The sequence below is a fragment of the Actinomycetota bacterium genome (genome assembly GCA_028698215.1).
GTDB lineage: Bacteria > Actinomycetota > Humimicrobiia > Humimicrobiales > Humimicrobiaceae > Halolacustris.
Window position 1 is genome coordinate 16,296 of record JAQVDY010000006.1, and the last position, 12,605, is coordinate 28,900.

General features: G+C 46.0%; 15 protein-coding genes. 1 reads left to right on the forward strand and 14 read right to left on the reverse strand.

What is annotated here, in order from left to right:
- Positions 1 to 34: 34 nt before the first annotated feature.
- From PHN32_03095 to PHN32_03125, 7 genes are all read right to left on the reverse strand, one after another.
- The gene (locus PHN32_03095; GenBank protein ID MDD3776576.1) at positions 35 to 310 is read right to left on the reverse strand and encodes a BMC domain-containing protein; all 276 of its coding nucleotides are present in this window, start codon (positions 308 to 310) and stop codon (positions 35 to 37) included.
- A gap of 73 nt (positions 311 to 383) precedes the next feature.
- Entirely contained in the window at positions 384 to 1,178 is a 795-nt protein-coding gene (locus tag PHN32_03100) for a class II aldolase/adducin family protein (protein MDD3776577.1), read from the reverse strand.
- A gap of 23 nt (positions 1,179 to 1,201) precedes the next feature.
- A complete protein-coding gene (locus PHN32_03105; GenBank protein MDD3776578.1) occupies positions 1,202 to 1,777 on the reverse strand; it encodes a BMC domain-containing protein in 576 nt (191 codons plus the stop codon).
- Positions 1,777 to 3,108, reverse strand: coding sequence for an SLBB domain-containing protein (locus PHN32_03110; GenBank protein ID MDD3776579.1), 1,332 nt, complete (start codon positions 3,106 to 3,108; stop codon positions 1,777 to 1,779). The genes PHN32_03105 and PHN32_03110 overlap by 1 nt, the downstream gene beginning before the upstream one ends.
- A gap of 1 nt (position 3,109) precedes the next feature.
- Complete coding sequence (locus PHN32_03115) at positions 3,110 to 3,376, reverse strand: EutN/CcmL family microcompartment protein (protein MDD3776580.1); 267 nt, start codon at positions 3,374 to 3,376, stop codon at positions 3,110 to 3,112.
- Positions 3,377 to 3,382: 6 nt separating this feature from the next.
- The gene (locus tag PHN32_03120; GenBank protein MDD3776581.1) at positions 3,383 to 3,673 is read right to left on the reverse strand and encodes a EutN/CcmL family microcompartment protein; all 291 of its coding nucleotides are present in this window, start codon (positions 3,671 to 3,673) and stop codon (positions 3,383 to 3,385) included.
- A 1-nt stretch (position 3,674) separates the two neighbouring features.
- Positions 3,675 to 4,433, reverse strand: coding sequence for a DeoR/GlpR family DNA-binding transcription regulator (locus PHN32_03125; GenBank protein MDD3776582.1), 759 nt, complete (start codon positions 4,431 to 4,433; stop codon positions 3,675 to 3,677).
- A gap of 229 nt (positions 4,434 to 4,662) precedes the next feature.
- On the opposite strand from PHN32_03125, the gene PHN32_03130 reads away from it, so the two are divergent.
- Positions 4,663 to 5,049 carry a BlaI/MecI/CopY family transcriptional regulator gene (locus tag PHN32_03130; GenBank protein ID MDD3776583.1) on the forward strand — a complete coding sequence of 129 codons (387 nt, stop codon included), beginning with the start codon at positions 4,663 to 4,665 and terminating at the stop codon, positions 5,047 to 5,049.
- 3 nt (positions 5,050 to 5,052) lie between these two features.
- Here PHN32_03130 and PHN32_03135 read toward each other — a convergent pair whose 3' ends face one another.
- The 7 genes from PHN32_03135 to murJ form a co-directional block, all read right to left on the reverse strand.
- On the reverse strand, positions 5,053 to 5,322 hold the full coding sequence (locus PHN32_03135; GenBank protein MDD3776584.1) for a EutN/CcmL family microcompartment protein: 270 nt from the start codon (positions 5,320 to 5,322) through the stop codon (positions 5,053 to 5,055).
- Positions 5,323 to 5,331: 9 nt separating this feature from the next.
- Complete coding sequence (locus tag PHN32_03140; protein MDD3776585.1) at positions 5,332 to 5,607, reverse strand: EutN/CcmL family microcompartment protein; 276 nt, start codon at positions 5,605 to 5,607, stop codon at positions 5,332 to 5,334.
- Between the two features lie 36 nt (positions 5,608 to 5,643).
- On the reverse strand, positions 5,644 to 6,567 hold the full coding sequence (gene folD / locus PHN32_03145; GenBank protein ID MDD3776586.1) for a bifunctional methylenetetrahydrofolate dehydrogenase/methenyltetrahydrofolate cyclohydrolase FolD: 924 nt from the start codon (positions 6,565 to 6,567) through the stop codon (positions 5,644 to 5,646).
- Between the two features lie 30 nt (positions 6,568 to 6,597).
- A complete protein-coding gene (locus PHN32_03150; GenBank protein ID MDD3776587.1) occupies positions 6,598 to 8,295 on the reverse strand; it encodes a formate--tetrahydrofolate ligase in 1,698 nt (565 codons plus the stop codon).
- A 182-nt stretch (positions 8,296 to 8,477) separates the two neighbouring features.
- The gene (locus PHN32_03155) at positions 8,478 to 9,059 is read right to left on the reverse strand and encodes a hypothetical protein (protein MDD3776588.1); all 582 of its coding nucleotides are present in this window, start codon (positions 9,057 to 9,059) and stop codon (positions 8,478 to 8,480) included.
- A 90-nt stretch (positions 9,060 to 9,149) separates the two neighbouring features.
- Positions 9,150 to 10,967, reverse strand: coding sequence for a translation elongation factor 4 (gene lepA, locus PHN32_03160; GenBank protein MDD3776589.1), 1,818 nt, complete (start codon positions 10,965 to 10,967; stop codon positions 9,150 to 9,152).
- Positions 10,968 to 12,551: a murein biosynthesis integral membrane protein MurJ gene (gene murJ, locus PHN32_03165; GenBank protein ID MDD3776590.1), complete on the reverse strand. Its 1,584-nt coding sequence runs from the start codon at positions 12,549 to 12,551 to the stop codon at positions 10,968 to 10,970.
- Positions 12,552 to 12,605 lie beyond the last annotated feature (54 nt).

Sequence of the window (12,605 nt, forward strand, 5' to 3'; positions counted from 1 at the left end):
ACCTCTCTTTTATTTAACAATAAATAATTTTGGCTTATTCACTAGGTAAAATCAGGTCCAGATCCTGATGAGGTCTAGGAATAACGTGAACTGAGAGAAGTTCTCCTACCCTTTTTGCGGCAGCAGCACCAGCGTCAACAGCTGCCTTTACTGCGCCTACGTCGCCTTTAACTATAACTGTTACCAAGCCGCCGCCGATTCTTTCCTGGCCCATCAAGGTAACATTTGCAGCTTTAACCATTGCGTCAGCTGCTTCTACTGATCCTACTAGTCCTCTGGTTTCGATTAAACCAATTGCTTCTCCTGCCATTTTTGTTTCTCCTTTTTTATCTTATGGTTTACGAATTTATAATTATAAACAAAAATAAATATTTTAGTAGTGTTTATTTATTATTATCCAATATATTAGACACTATTTTAGTTATCAGCCTGGACAGCTCATCCTTGGTCATAGTGATGGTGTCCCCGCTTCTGCCAGCCCCGGTCTCCGGGCCCAGCTGCTCTGAATTTATCCTGCATCCTGCATAATGCTGGTCCATTCCCCATTCCTGCCTGAGCTTTAGCATCTTTTCCACATTTTCCTTATCTATTAAGTTAATCTGTCCCAACTGCCTGGCCACCAGGTAAATCTTGGCAAACAGCTCCATGCTCTCCATCCGGTAATAAGCCTGGTATACATCTGAGCCTATAGACAGAGCCCCATGGTTTTCCAGTAAAAAAGCATTATGATGGGGCAGGTACTCCCGGATATTATTAGGTATCTCTTCCGTGGAAGGGGTTCCATATTTGGTGAGAGGTATGGATCCCAAAGCTATAACCACTTCCGGAATAACACACTGGTCCAAAGCCATCCCTGCACAGGCAAAACCAGTAGCTGTAGGGGGATGGGCATGTACCACTGACCCCACATCCGGCCGGTTTTTATAAACATCCAGATGCATCTTGATTTCTGAAGAGGGCTCCAGCTCCCCTTCCAGCTTACGTCCTTCCCCATCTACCTTAATCAGCTGGTCGCTGGTAAGATAGCCCTTACTTCTTCCGGTAGGGGTGCATAGGTACAGGTTATTATCCATCTTAACCGATACATTGCCGTCATTGGCAGCTACCCAGCCCTGGGCATATACCCTATGGCAGATCTCTATAATGTCTTTCCTGTGCTCGCTCTCGCTTTTAGTCATTTAACTTCCTTTATTACATATAATTAACATCTACACATGGCTGACGTAAGCCACCTTAATACCTGGGGATCTGGATTAGCTATGACCTTCTGGCCGATTAAAGCTCCCTTTTCTGCCAGGTACTCTGAGGCCACCCTTACTGCTTCCTGCACTGCAGCCAGCTGGCCGGTTATTACAAAAAAGCTGTTAACCCCGCATCCCCGGGCCAGCCTGAAATCCATAAACTCCACTTCCGCCGTGTCCACTGTAATATCTGCAGCATTGATAAGATAAGCCATCTGCATTGATTCCACTATCCCTATCGCTCCCAGCACCGCCGGGCTGATCTTACCGCTTATGGCCCCTATGACCTTGGCATCTATACCCCCTATAATCTCGGTGCTGTACAGATGCTTGCCCCCCATATTTACCGCTACCTCCACAGAAGTATCCAGGGCATCCATCTCTCCCTCTACCAGGGTAAGGTATTTCCCCGGACAAAGGGAAGTGGCTACCAGCAGGTTAACCTGGGAAGCCTTTATCAGGCTGTCGGTAACCTCTACGCCCCTGGCTATGCTTTTAAACTCCATTACTGCTATATTTCCGATATTGTCTTTCATTATCCTTTACCTATCTCCACATAATCAGAAGTTATGTTTAGCACTTTTCCGCTGATGGAGCTGTGGATCCTGGCTCCCAGTTTACCTTGGGGTATATCTGCTACCAGGCCGCCTTCCGGTACCAAATCGCCCACTTTCACCACTGGAGATGAAGGCGCTCCTACGTGCTGGCTGAAATAAAGCTTGACTTGTTCCACCTTCCCGGTAAAATCTACCAGCTCAGTTTCAGGATAATGGTCTATTTCCAGCCTTTGCCTAAGCCTGCTTACCGGAATCTTGCGGTAAGCCTTAAATTCATTGGCTTCTAAATCCTTCCTCTGGTGAGGATTCTTGATCCCCCTCTTGGCCAGCTCCACTTTAAGATGGTTGAAAATAGCCCGGGGAGAAAGGTCCACTATGCAGGCATACAGTTCACACAAGCCGCAGTCGCAGCATAAATAGGCATAATCGAAATTTTCTATATCCTGTTCATTTAGCTCTCCCTTGTACAGCCTCTTCATCATCTCATCAGGGAAAAGATCATGCCCTAACAGGTAGCGGGGGCATAGGTCAGTGCACATCCTGCAGCTAAGGCAGGCTGCCTGGCCCCTTTTGATCTGGCCTGAGGCTGACCTATTTTTCTGTACAGTCACTATATTGTCTGCAGGCAGCACCATTATGGACTTGGTGGTTTTCTTTACTGCATAACTGTCCTGGTCAATCAGCTTGCCCATCATGGGACCTCCGTCATAGACGGCGTATTCATCCGCAGTTATGCCTCCCACATAATCCAATAATAGTTTGACCGGGGTGCCTACCGGCACCTTTATGGTGGTTGGATTGGCAACTTCCCCGTTTAAGGTAACATATTTCTGGGTAACCTTGATTCCCTTGACCGCCTGGGCCACATTAAGCAGGGTTTCCACATTTATAACTACACAACCCACCATCAGGGGAATGCCCCCTTCCGGGACAATCCTGCCCGTAGCTTCATACACCATAGTCTGCTCATCACCTGCCGGGTAGAAATTCCCCATCTTGCAAAGCTCAAAATCAAAGCCCTTTTTCTGGTAGCTTTCGATGGCAGCAATAGCTTTTTTGTATTTGGCTTTCAGGGCAATGATTACCCTTTTAGCGCCAGTAAGGTTAGCAGCAATTTTTAACCCTTCCAGCACTGTAGCAAATTCCTTTTCCAGCAACTGTTTGTCCACATCGATTAACGGCTCGCATTCAGCCGCGTTTACTATAAGGTTTTCAATTTTGGCATCCAGTTTTACATGAGTGGGAAAACCTGCGCCTCCGGCACCAACTACGCCGGCATCCTTGATACTATCAATTTCTTTACTTGCCATATTACTCCAAATCTATTTTGTCAACTTTTGCCACTATGGCAGCATCGACATTTTTTTTACGGGTAATTTCAGTTCTTTTTGCCGTACTGCCCGTCACAATTAATCCAATTTCCCCCTCACCCAGGCCTACGGTGTCTACCGCCACAAAATATTCCGGCCTGCGGCTCAAATCTGTTTCCAGGCACTGTACCAGAAGTATCTTAAAACCTTCCAGGGTAGGGTCCTTTATAGTGGACGTAACTTTTCCTATTACTTTTACCAATCTCATAACTATTCATCCGTTAATCACTTTGCCACCCTCAAGGTCAATACTGTCTACCAGCCCTACTATGCAGCCCCTTATGGGTATACTCCTGATACCCATAACCTTGCAGATAGTAACCCCGTTTTCAATCCAGTAGACCAGGCTTCCTGAAGCAGCATTAAGGTAATCAGCCACAATTATCTTCCTGCCCCGGGTCCTGCCGTCAGGATCCAATGGCTCCAGCACCAAAAGCTTTATTCCCTGCAGCCTTTCGTGCTTACTTGTGGACACTACATTGCCTATTACCTTACCCAGCCTCATCTTAAAATATTACCTCTATTTGGTGTTGTTTAAAAAGATCAATATAACCAGCCTGTGGTTTCTTGTCTGTAATTATAGTATTAATGTCAGCCATTAGGCAAACCCTATTTAACGTGACCTTGCCAAATTTAGAGCTGTCCATAAGCAATACGGCCCTTGCCGAATTTTTAATTATAGAACGCTTTATAAAAATATTGTAGGGGTTGGGTTCAGTTACCCCTGCATCCAAAGATATGCCGGCGGCAGATATAAAGCAAAAGTCTAAATTTATGTCTTTCAGCAAGCCTGCTGCCAGAACCCCGTAAAAACTATTGGTCAGCATGTTGAGCTCGCCCCCGGTAGAAACCACCTTGATTTCAGGATTACCCTTAAGCTCATTTATGATTTCCAGCCCGTTGGTAATCACAGTTATATCGGGAATACCTTTAAGCCTGCGGGCCAGGGCCAGGCAAGTAGTAGAGCCATCTAAAAAAAGGCTGTCTCCCTTGCTAACCAAAGCAGTAGCCTTGGCCGCTATAATATCTTTTTCAGCAGTATGTATCCTGTCCCGGAATTTGCTGGGAATCTCATGGGAGGAATCATTTAGGGCCAGGGCTCCCCCGTATACCCTTTTTAATACCCCTTCTTTTTCCAAAACCGCCAGGTCCCTTAATACCGTCATTTCCGAAACATTGAACATGTCTGAAAGTTCGGAGGTCTTGATGCGGCCGTCCTTGTTTATAATCTTGGCGATTTCCAACTTTCTTTCTGCTGAAAGCATATCCAAATCCAGTTATGTTATTTGTTATTAGTTTATGTTTATTTCTGTGGTTTGTCAATTTCCATTTAGCAGGGCAATATCTCTTTCCACCCCCGTACAAAGCGCATATATGCGGTATTTATATCAAATTTTCAGTTGATTTATTTTAACTGGGCAATAGTATAAAATTAAAATACAATCATTAGATTGTATATAAAATTTTTGCCGCAGCAGTAGAAGGAGGCCGCAAATGAAGGATAAAGAGACTAGAAAAAAGTCACAGGAAATAGGCATAAGTGGCCTAAACAGCATCAGCAACCTGGAAGCCAATATCATGAAAATCATATGGGAACGAAAAAAGGCCACGGTAAGGGAAGTTCATGAACTGATGCTAAGAAAGGAAATAGAGAAAAAGAAAGATAGTTTTATACCTTACACCACGGTTATGTCTACCATGAATACTTTAGCTGAAAAGAAACTTCTAAACCAGGATAGGGCTGCAAAAACTTATATCTATTCCCCGGCAGTGACTAAAACCGAACTGGCAAAAAGCATTTTCCAGACAGTGGCAGACAAGATTCTGGCTGGAACCAATCAGCAAAACAGGGTAAACAAGTTTATAAGCAGCATGCAATAGCCTTTATTGCCCTATCTTGATACTGTCCACCTTGGCTACTATGACCGAATCAATGCTTTTTTCCCTGGTCCGTTCAGTCATGCGCGCCGAACTACCGTTAACCACCAGCACCCTTTCTCCGATGCCTACCCCTACCAGATCCACTGCTACCACGAAGGGGTCCAGCAGTTTGCCTTCCAGGTCTACTGCCTTTACCACCATTAGTTTTTTGCCTTCCAGGCTGCTGTCTTTCTGGGTGCATACTACATTACCTATCACTTGGCCTAAAACCATAATTATCCGTCACTCCCTGTTAATATTAACCTTGTCTATCAAAGCTACTATGGTAGCGTCAGTAGGCACATCCTCCTGGTCAAAAGCCCAGGTAGCTTCAGATCCGTCCTCATAGCCTACGATATCCCCTATGCCTGCAGAAGTGGCATCCAGGGCTACCAGGAATGTTCCCTGTTCCTCTCCCGTCTCCAGGTCAATGGGCTGGATAACCTGTATTTTTTTTCCTTCCAGTCCCTGGTGCTTAATGGTAGCCACCACATTGCCTATAACTTTAGCATAATACAATTGACATCATCTCCAGATAAGATAATAGCACAACCGCTAATTTTGACCAACCGCCAACTTAGCCGCCTTCAAAGTGTTTTTTAGCAGCATGGCTATAGTCATGGGCCCCACTCCGCCCGGCACCGGAGTTATGAAACCTGCTTTGGGCTCTACCCTTATAAAATCCACATCCCCTATAAGGGTGGTGCCTTTCTTTTCGAAATCCTCTCTTCTCCATTCCAAAAGCTCAGGGCCGGCCTGGGCTGCTTCTATCCTGTTTATGCCTACATCTATAACTGCTGCTCCCGGCTTTACCATTTCCTCCTTGATCAGGTAGGGGACCCCTGCCGCTACTATCAATATATCCGCATCCCTGGTATGAGCCGCCAGGTCCTTGGTCTCTATATGGCATACAGTTACTGTAGCCCATTCATTTAACAGCAGTAAAGCAGTGGGTTTTCCCACATTTTCGCTATGGCCCACCATGGTGGCATTCTTTCCCTTGATAATTATATCCTCCCTTTTTAGCAGCTCTATTATGCCGGCAGGAGTAGCCGGCAGGAGGCAATCCTGCTGTGCTACCAGCTTGCCCATATTGAAAGGGTGGAATCCATCCACATCTTTTCCGGGATCTATGGCTATCAGTACCTGGCTGGTATCCACCTGTTGCGGCAAAGGCAGCTGCACCAGTATGCCGTGTATATCATCCCTGCGGTTAAGTTTGTTTATCTGGGCTAAAATATCAGGGGTATTAACCGTACTGGGCATATTTATGGTCTCTGATTTTATGCCCACCTGGCGGCAGCCTTTCTCCTTATTAGCCACATATACCTTGGAGGCGGGGTTATCCCCCACCAGTATCACTGCCAGTCCCGGAACTATCCCCTTTTCCTGTTTTATCCGGCTAACTTCAATTTCTACTTCCTGTTTTATCTGGGCAGATATATTTGCCCCATTTATTAGCTTAGCTATATTGATCACCCCTCAGTGTTGCGAAGTTTATAAAGTTTTTTAAAACAAGCCTACAATATTACCGTCCTGGTCCAGATCCACCCTGGTTCCTGCCGGAACTTTGGGGAGCCCGGGCATGGTCCTCATCTCTCCCAGCAGGGGATACAAAAATCCTGCCCCTGCCGAAACCCTTATATCCCTGATAGGCACCCTGAACCCGGTAGGCCTTCCCTTTAAATTTGGGTCATGGCTTAAAGAAAGGTGGGTTTTGGCCATACATATGGGAAGATGGGCAAAACCCTGCCTGGTATAGGTCTCCAACTTTTTCCGGGCTTCCGGCAAGAAATCTACCCCATCCGCCCCGTAAATCCTGGTAGCTATGGTCTCAATCTTTTGCTCAATCGGCCAGTCCAGGGGATACAGGTAACCAAACTCTGATTTCTTTTCCGCCGCTTTTACTACTGCTTCCGCCAGCCCTGTGCCCCCGGCTCCGCCTTCCAGCCACACCCGGCTGACTACCGCATCCTCGGCTCCGGCTGCTGCTGCTTTTTCCCTGATGGTTTCTATCTCCTGGGAAGTATCGGTATCAAAATGGTTAATGGCCACTACCACCGGCACCCCATGCAGTTTGACGTTTTCTATCATCTTTTCCAAATTCTGGCAGCCCTTGGCAACCGCCTCCACATTAGGGGTTTCCATAAGCTGCCGGTCTACCCCCTGGCCGGGTATAAATTCAAAGCCGCCCCCATGCATCTTAAGCGCCCTTACCGTGGCCACAATTACTGCCGCATCAGGCTTAAGCCCAGAATACCTGCACTTTATATTAAAGAATTTCTCTGCCCCGATGTCCGCTCCAAACCCGCTTTCGGTAACCACATAGTCTCCCAGCTTTATAGCCAGCTGATCAGCCAAAATAGAACTGTTTCCATGGGCTATATTGGCAAAAGGACCGGTATGTACAAAGCAGGGGGTATGCTCAATGGTCTGCACCAGGTTGGGTTTTATGGCATCTTTTAACAGTACAGCCATAGCTCCCGCGCATTTTAGGTCTTCTGCAGTAACCGGACGGCCGTCATAGGTGGAGCCTATAGTCATCTTGCCCAATTTTTCCCTCAAATCCTTAAGGCTGGTGGTTAAAGCCAAGATAGCCATTACTTCACTGGCAACAGTGATATCATAACCGGTTTCCCGGGGTATGCCGTTTAAAGGTCCCCCCAGCCCCACCACTATATTGCGCAGGGCCCTGTCACTTACATCCACTACCCGGTTTAAGGTTATGCTGAAAGGATCAATATTAAGGTCATTGCCCTTCATCAGGTGGGTATCCAGAAAAGCAGCCAGCAGGTTATGGGCAATTCCCACCGCATGGATATCCCCGGTAAGGTGCAGGTTAAAATCTTCCATGGGCAGCACCTGTGAATATCCGCCCCCTGCTGCTCCCCCCTTGATCCCAAATACCGGACCCAGTGAAGGCTGCCTGATACAGGTAATGGTCTTTTTCCCTATTTGGTTTAAGGCCATGCTAAGCCCTATGGTAGTTACTGTCTTGCCCTCTCCCAGGGGAGTGGGGGTAATAGCGGTTATGTCTATGTACTTTCCATCAGGCCGGTCTTTTAAGCTTTCCAAGGCAGACAGGTTTACCTTAGCCTTGTAATTTCCATAAAGCTCCAAATATTTTTCATCCAGCCCTACCGAATCGGCAATTTGGTAAATATGCTTCATGTCCGCAGCCTGAGCTATTTCTATATCGCTCTTCAAACCGGCTCCTTTCTTAAGTAGCAAAAGTTAAATTACGATGTGGCTTAAATTATATATAAATAAATAACCTGTTACAAACCAATTAAAAAATATTTAACTGCCGGACAAAGGCCATTCCATAAAAAAAGGGAAAGAGATAGAAATCTCCTTCCCTTTTAATTGTAAAATTATCTTAATATGAGCTATTTCTCTGTGGCCTGCAGGCTTAGATGGACCTCTCCATCGGAATCCATGATAAACACATTAACATTATAGTTATCGTTATCGGCAATAATCGTGGAAGTGGTGCCTTCTTCATCTTCATAGGTCTGCTGGCTGGTAATATTCCAGCCGGACATCTCCTGTTTATACCATTCAAACAGTTCAGTGCCGGATCCGCCCTGGTACTGGCCTAATATGCTAAACTGCTGCTGGCCGCCTTCCTGGCCGGAAGCGCTGGTAATAATATTTAAATCGGAAGGAACGGGGATCTGGCTGGGAAAATCATCAGGGATACTTAAATTTTCCCCGGAACTAATAGTGGTTTCGCCATCTTCAGTAGTAATGGTAGCTCCTTCATCATCAGAGCTGATACTGAATTGCTCACCGTCTTCTCCGGTAATATTTACCTCCCCGCTGCTTAAATCCACATCTATATCCTGGCCTTCAGAAGCAGCTGCACTCTCAATTATTTTCTCCGTTATTTTTTCAGCGGCACAACTACAACCTGTAAACAAGAAGGCAGCTAGTAGCATGGCTGCCGAAATAGCTATGATTTTCTTCATTTTTGCTCCTTTGACCATTATTATTTATGGGCTACAGCCTCAAAAGTAATATAATTTTTTTTAAGGAAAAATACAACCAGCAAAAAACAATTAGCCCTTGCTTCCGGAATCAATCTGGTAAAAACTCATAAAGGCATCATCTGGAATTTCTACCCGGCCAATTTTTTTAAGCCTCTTTTTGCCTTCCTTCTGCTTTTCCAAAACCTTTCTCTTCCTGGTAATATCTCCCCCGTAAAGGCCGGAGGTGACATCCTTCCGGTAAGGCGCTATTCTCTCCTTGGCTATGATCCTCTTGCCGATGGCCGCCTGTATAGCCACTTCAAAATTCTGCCGGGGTATTATTTTTCTTAATTTTTGGGCCAGCTCCCGGCCTAAATAATAAGCTTTATCCCGGTGTATGATAGTAGAAAGCTCATCAATCATATCACCAGCAATAAGCATGTCCATCTTGACCAGGTCTGAAGCCCGGTAATCCAAAAGCTCGTAATCCAGAGAGGCAAAACCGCTAGTGACTGATTTTAGCAGATTAAAGAAATCTACAATAATCTCTGATAAAGGCATCCTGTATTTAATCTCTACCCTTTCCATGGAAAGATACTGCATATCCACAAACTCCCCCCGCTTGCCGTTACAAAGCTTCATTACTTCCCCGATATAGTCCTTGGGGGTTATAACCGTAGCATTTACATAAGGCTCCTTGATGTTTTCAATCTTATCCAGGGCAGGGAAATCCGAAGGCCTGGTAACCTCTACTTCCTGGCCATCAGTAAGCACCACCATATAGGCAACATTGGGGGAAGTGGTAATCAAGCGCAGGCCGTATTCCCTTTCCAGCCGTTCCTTGATTATTTCCATATGGAGAAGCCCCAAAAAACCGCAGCGGAACCCGAACCCCAGGGCCTGTGAGGATTCAGGCATAAAATCCAGGGAGGAATCATTTAAGGCCAGCTTGTTTAAGGCATCCCTTAAATCTTCATAGTCTCCCCCTTCTATGGGAAAAAGGCCGCAGTATACCATGGGCTTGGGTTTCTTGTATCCAGGCAGGCTCCTGGCTGCCGGCTTCTGGCTGTCAGTTATGGTATCGCCCACCGTTATATGTTCCACTTCCTTAATACCGGTAATGACATAGCCTACCTCTCCGGGACCCAGGGATGCCTTGGCTATCATCTTGGGGGCCAACAGGCCCACTTCTTCTACCTCGGTGGTAATTTTTTCTCCCATAAACCTTACCTTTATCCCCTTGGCAATGCTTCCGTTTACCACCCTGATTAAGGCTACAACCCCCCGGTATATATTATATTTGGAATCAAAGATGAGGGCCTGCAGCGGCTCATCCATGCTCCCTCCGGGAGCTGGAACCCTTTCTACTATGGCTTCCAGTATCTTGTGAACTCCCTCGCCGGTTTTAGCGCTTACCCTGATGATGTCTTCACGGCTTACCCCTAAAATCTTGGATAGCTCTTCTTCCACCTCTTCTACCCGGGCACTTTTTAAATCGATCTTGTTTACCACCGGAATTATTTCCAGCTCATTATCCAAAGCCAGGTATATATTGGCCAGGGTCTGGGCCTGTATGCCCTGGGTGGCATCCACTAGAAGTATGGCCCCTTCGCAGGCAGCCAGGCTCCGGGAAACCTCATAGCTGAAATCCACATGCCCCGGGGTATCAATCAGGTTAAGGGTATAGGTATTGCCGTCTACGCGGCTGTGGTACAGAACCCTTACCGCATGGGACTTAATGGTAATACCCCTTTCCCTTTCCAGGTCCATATCATCCAGGTATTGATCCAGCATATCCCGGGCACTTACCGTATCAGTAACTTCCAATATCCGGTCCGCCAAAGTGGACTTGCCGTGATCGATATGGGCGATTATGGAAAAATTCCTTATAAGCCTGTTCTCAGTCATCTACCTCTTAAAACCCCTGTCCTTGAATTTTTTAAACAAATTTATGGCAAATTTAATTTCATCCATTTTAAACCAGTAAGTTAAAGCTATATATATTACCGCGGCTGCCGCTATAGTCAACCCCAGGCTGATGATAAGGGGCACCAGCCCTTGGTAGGCATAGCTTTCCAGCAGTTTCCATATGCCGTATACGCATAAAGCCATAACCGCGGAAGCCAACATCATTTTACCATAGGAGACGGCAATCCTTTTACCTCCCAGGTTACCTACCTTTTTGCGCAGTATTACCAGCAGCGCTACGGTGTTAAATGCCGCTACCAGGGAAGTAGACAAGGCCAAGCCTCCTACATCCATAAACCTTATAAGCAGCCAGTCCAAACCGAAATTAACCACAATAGACACCGCCGCCACCTTTAAAGGGGTTTTGACATTCTTGAAAGCATAAAAAACCCGGTTCAGTATCATCAAAAGCCCAAACCATACCAGGCCCAGGCTGTGAAATACCAGAATATAGGCCACTGTCCGGGTATCCTGGGCTGAAAAATTGTAATGTTCAAACAATACCTTGATTATGGGGGAGCTTAACATGACCAGGCCTACCGTGGCCGGAAGCATAATATAACCTATCTCCCTTACCCCCAGGGAAAAACTCTCTTTTAATCCCTTCCTGTCATCTGCTGCTGCCTGCCTGGAAAAAAGAGGATAGAGCACAGTTATAACTGCTACTGAAAACACCCCCAGAGGCAGATTGGCTACCCTCCAGGACAAGGTAAGGGCGGTAGTATTTCCGGCCCCCAAACCCAGGGCAAAGAAATTATCGACGCTGTTATTAAGCTGTACCGCTCCCAGGCTCAGCAATATGGGCAGCATCAGGGAAAATATTTCTTTTACTGCCTCATGTTTAAAATCAATACGAAAACTGTATTTCAGGCCCGAAACCTTAAGCTGGGGCAGCTGCACCAGAAGATGTAGAACCGAGCCAACCATCACTCCTATGGCCATGGAGATGATGCCGGTATGCCTGGCTAAAAGGATTACAGCTACAATAGTGGCTACATTCATCACCATTGGGGCCAGGGAAGGCACCGTAAACAGGTTATGTGAATTCAGTATGCCGGTTACCAGCCCGGAAAGGCCCAGCGATAGCAAAGAAAAAATCATTATCCTGCTCATCACCACAAACTTGCCTATATCCATCTGGTTGTCTGCAATATTAGAAAGCAGTACCCCGATCTGGGGGGAAAATATAAATATAAATACCGATATTACTATAAAGGCGACAATCATAATATTAGTCACTGAACTTACAAAGCCCTGCAGCTCCTTCCTTTTGGAAGAAGCCAGATAAGAAGAGTATATGGGTATAAATGCAGCAATAATTAAAGACTCTGCGAACAAGACCTTAAACAGGTTGGGTATAAAATGGGCCCAGGTAAAAGCATCGGTGTCATAACTTATGCCAAAATATCCAGCCAGAATCTGGTCCCTTACCAGTCCGCTTACCTTGGACAGCAAAATGGCCAGTATTACTATAACCGTAGCATTAAATATCCTTTTACGGGACAAGAAACTGTCCTGCTGCATATAAATACCTCTTGATATAATGAAAAAAGAATTATATCATTTAAGTTCTTTTAA

What these genes read in the sequence shown, in the direction of transcription:
- PHN32_03095 (MDD3776576.1), bottom strand. Translation starts at nt 310, where the DNA reads ATGGCAGGAGAAGCAATTGGTTTAATCGAAACCAGAGGACTAGTAGGA.
- PHN32_03100 (MDD3776577.1), bottom strand. Translation starts at nt 1,178, where the DNA reads ATGACTAAAAGCGAGAGCGAGCACAGGAAAGACATTATAGAGATCTGC.
- PHN32_03105 (MDD3776578.1), bottom strand. Translation starts at nt 1,777, where the DNA reads ATGAAAGACAATATCGGAAATATAGCAGTAATGGAGTTTAAAAGCATA.
- PHN32_03110 (MDD3776579.1), bottom strand. Translation starts at nt 3,108, where the DNA reads ATGGCAAGTAAAGAAATTGATAGTATCAAGGATGCCGGCGTAGTTGGT.
- PHN32_03115 (MDD3776580.1), bottom strand. Translation starts at nt 3,376, where the DNA reads ATGAGATTGGTAAAAGTAATAGGAAAAGTTACGTCCACTATAAAGGAC.
- PHN32_03120 (MDD3776581.1), bottom strand. Translation starts at nt 3,673, where the DNA reads ATGAGGCTGGGTAAGGTAATAGGCAATGTAGTGTCCACAAGTAAGCAC.
- PHN32_03125 (MDD3776582.1), bottom strand. Translation starts at nt 4,433, where the DNA reads ATGCTTTCAGCAGAAAGAAAGTTGGAAATCGCCAAGATTATAAACAAG.
- PHN32_03130 (MDD3776583.1), top strand. Translation starts at nt 4,663, where the DNA reads ATGAAGGATAAAGAGACTAGAAAAAAGTCACAGGAAATAGGCATAAGT.
- PHN32_03135 (MDD3776584.1), bottom strand. Translation starts at nt 5,322, where the DNA reads ATGGTTTTAGGCCAAGTGATAGGTAATGTAGTATGCACCCAGAAAGAC.
- PHN32_03155 (MDD3776588.1), bottom strand. Translation starts at nt 9,059, where the DNA reads ATGAAGAAAATCATAGCTATTTCGGCAGCCATGCTACTAGCTGCCTTC.
- lepA (MDD3776589.1), bottom strand. Translation starts at nt 10,967, where the DNA reads ATGACTGAGAACAGGCTTATAAGGAATTTTTCCATAATCGCCCATATC.
- murJ (MDD3776590.1), bottom strand. Translation starts at nt 12,551, where the DNA reads ATGCAGCAGGACAGTTTCTTGTCCCGTAAAAGGATATTTAATGCTACG.